The sequence below is a fragment of the Methyloglobulus sp. genome (assembly GCF_040079455.1).
Taxonomy (GTDB): domain Bacteria; phylum Pseudomonadota; class Gammaproteobacteria; order Methylococcales; family Methylomonadaceae; genus Methyloglobulus.
In genome coordinates this window covers 1-3,338 of record NZ_JBEBKJ010000156.1, presented here as the reverse complement: position 1 = coordinate 3,338, position 3,338 = coordinate 1, and the positions used below count along the sequence as shown (strand labels likewise).

The 3,338-nt window shown below is 46.0% G+C and carries 4 protein-coding genes; all 4 read left to right on the top strand.

Annotated elements, in window-relative coordinates:
* Nucleotides 1-129 precede the first annotated feature (129 nt).
* Nucleotides 130-1,671: a class I SAM-dependent DNA methyltransferase gene (locus ABL924_RS18195; protein ID WP_349028511.1), complete on the top strand. Its 1,542-nt coding sequence runs from the start codon at nucleotides 130-132 to the stop codon at nucleotides 1,669-1,671.
* 20 nt (nucleotides 1,672-1,691) lie between these two features.
* Nucleotides 1,692-1,835, top strand: coding sequence for a hypothetical protein (locus ABL924_RS18190; RefSeq protein ID WP_349028510.1), 144 nt, complete (start codon nucleotides 1,692-1,694; stop codon nucleotides 1,833-1,835).
* Complete coding sequence (locus tag ABL924_RS18185; RefSeq protein WP_349028509.1) at nucleotides 1,832-2,728, top strand: Abi family protein; 897 nt, start codon at nucleotides 1,832-1,834, stop codon at nucleotides 2,726-2,728. The genes ABL924_RS18190 and ABL924_RS18185 overlap by 4 nt, the downstream gene beginning before the upstream one ends.
* A partial coding sequence (locus ABL924_RS18180; protein ID WP_349028508.1) for a restriction endonuclease subunit S occupies nucleotides 2,725-3,338 on the top strand: 614 nt, incomplete at its 3' end. The genes ABL924_RS18185 and ABL924_RS18180, both read left to right, overlap by 4 nt.

Below are 3,338 nucleotides of genomic sequence, written 5' to 3'. Positions count from 1 at the left end.
TCGTTCTCCAAGTGTGCAACGTGGCATGACGGCATGATTCATTGGTTTGTCGTTACCTATAATTCGAGCTTATCAGTTAATGTTTAGCCACTACCAAAAATCCAACTTAGACCTCAACGCGCACCGTTCTTGCTGCGTAAATCGGGCTGCGGTTTTTACAATATATCGCCTTTGGATATGAAAATACTGATGGGCGACCAGGATCATATCAAGGACAACCTGTTTTCCTATATCCAGGGATTTTCAGCAGAGACAAGGGATATTTTCGAGCGCTTTGAGTTTTATGCCCAAATTGATCGGCTCGATAAAGCCAAATTGCTCTATCAAGTTACCGAACGCTTCGCCAATATTGACCTGCATCCCAATAAGGTCAGCAACGACCAAATGGGCTTGGCGTTTGAAGAACTGATCCGCAAATTTGCCGAAATCTCCAATGAGACAGCGGGTGAGCATTTCACCCCGCGCGAAGTCATTGACTTGATGGTCAACCTGCTGTTTATTGAAGACAATGATGCCCTGGTAAAACCCGGCGTTATCCGCACCATCTACGATCCGGCGGCGGGTACGGGCGGCATGTTGTCGATTGCCGACCAATACATGACGGAACATAACCCAGATGCCCGCTTAATCATGTACGGGCAAGAGCTTAATCCAGAGTCTTACGCCATCTGTAAGTCCGATATGTTGATTAAAGGGCAAAACGTCGCCAATATCGCCTTTGGTAACACTTTTTCCGAAGACGGTTACCCGCATCAAAAATTCGACTACATGCTCTCCAATCCGCCCTTTGGCGTGGAATGGAAAAAGGTTGAAAAGGAAATCCGTAAGGAACACGAACAACAAGGCTTCAATGGTCGTTTCGGCCCTGTCTTGCCGCGTGTTTCCGATGGCTCTTTGCTGTTCCTGCTGCACTTGATAAGCAAAATGCGTCCCGCCTATGACGGGGGCAGTCGATTTGGCATTGTCCTCAACGGTTCGCCCTTGTTCACGGGCGGGGCGGGTTCAGGTGAAAGTGAAATCCGCCGCTATGTGCTGGAAAATGACCTTGTAGAAGCCATTATCGGCTTGCCCACTGATATGTTCTACAACACAGGCATTTCAACCTATGTATGGATACTCTCTAACCGCAAGCCAGAAGCCAGAAAAGGCACAGTGCAATTGATTGATGCCTCAAACTTCTGGCAAAAGATGCGGAAAAGCCTTGGCTCAAAGCGTAAAGAACTATCAGACGACCATATCACTGAGATTACCCGCCTGTTCGGGCAATTTATCGAGTCCAGCGACGGCAAGAAACCCATTTCCAGAATCTTCAAGAACAGTGATTTTGGTTATCGCACCATTACCGTTGAACGCCCGTTAAAAGATGAGAACGGCAAAATCATCCTCGGCGAAAAGGGCAAACTGAAAGGCAAACCACAACCGGATTCCAGCCTGCGCGATACCGAAAACGTGCCGCTCAACGAAGATGTGGAAACCTATTTCAAGCGTGAAGTGCTGCCCCATGCGCCCGATGCGTGGATAGACCACGACAAAACCAAAGTCGGCTATGAAATCCCCTTCAACCGTCATTTCTATGTGTTCGAGCCGCCGCGTGAACTGGCCGAGATTGACGCGGATTTGAAGCAATGCACTGACCGTATCCTCACCATGATTGAAGGACTGACGGCATGATTTTTGTTAGACAAGATTTCATGTTTAGATTGAATGCTAAATTTTTTCTTGATAAGCAGGATTTTAAGTCTATAATTCGCCATAAGAAAACCCGCCAAGGCTATACGCGAAAGCGCATCCTCAAACTGGCGGGTTACTTTTTTCTGGGAGCGGCATTTTTGTGAAACGCCCCTTCGCCAAACCTCCTGCAACATACGAACAACAAATAGACCTCCTTAAACAACGAGGTATGATTGTTGACGATGACATCTCTGCCAAGTTTTATCTACAGCATCTAAACTATTATCGCCTTGGGGCTTACTGGTTGCCTTTTGAGGCAAATCATTCGACACACCTGTTCAAACCTAATACAAATTTCAATGATATTCTTAATTTGTATATATTCGACCGTGAATTACGGCTGCTCGTTCTGGATGCTATTGAACGGATTGAGGTTTCAGTAAGGGGGCAGTGGGCATATCAGTTGGCGCATAAACATGGCGCTCATGGGCATTTGGATGCCAGTCTATTTGACCCTAAACATTACCAAAACAACCTAAAAACGTTGTCGGAAGAAGTAAACCGTTCAGACGAAATTTTTATTAAACATTACCTCTCAACCTACAACGAACCGCTTCCTCCCGTTTGGGTCGTGTGCGAAGTGATGTCATTGGGACAGCTATCACGCTGGTATAACAGTTTAAAACCAAAAGCCACCCGACGAGCAATAGCTGATGTCTATGGCATTGATGAATATGTTCTGCAATCTTGGTTGCATCACCTTTCATTGGTGCGGAATATATGTGCCCATCATTCTCGTCTATGGAACCGTGAATTCACTATCACGCCTAATCTTCCCAAATCAAAGCCAATACATCTAACCAAAGAATTCATAGCCGGGTCTCGTAAGCTTTACAACACGTTAGTTATTCTTTTGCATTGCTTGGATACTATTGCAGGCCAGCATCATTGGCGGACAAAGTTTAACGAGCTAATCGCTAAGCATAATATTACTGTTGCAGACATGGATTTTCCGCCCGATTGGATGAAGCGCCGTATTTGGCAGGAGCTTGTATGAGTTTTCCACGTTACGAAAGCTACAAGGATAGCGGTGTGGAATGGCTGGGCGAAGTGCCTGAGCATTGGAAAACGGCAAGTCTTCGTTGGATTTCTAAGAGATATTCTGGGGGAACACCAGACAAGCTAAATCTTGATTACTGGACAGATGGGACGATACCTTGGTTGAATTCGGGAGCAGTAAATGAGCCTATAATTACAGAGCCTTCAGCATACATTAGTGAAGAAGCATTACTAAAGAGCAGTGCAAAATGGATTCCAAAGGGGGCACTAGTAATGGCTCTTGCTGGTCAGGGAAAAACAAAAGGAATGGTAGCACAGCTTGCTATCAAGACCACTTGCAATCAGTCAATGGCTGCAATCATTACGACGGAAGAGATAGAAGCACGGTTTCTCTATTGGTGGCTTGTGACCAATTACCAAAACATAAGAAACATGGCAGGAGGTGATCTTCGAGATGGACTCAATCTCGAACTCCTTAGCAACATTCCATGCCCGTTGCTTCCTTATGAAGAACAACAAACCATTGCCGCCTTCCTCGATCGCGAAACCGCGAAAATTGACGGGCTGATTGCCGAACAGCAACGGCTGATTGAACTGCTCAAGGAAAA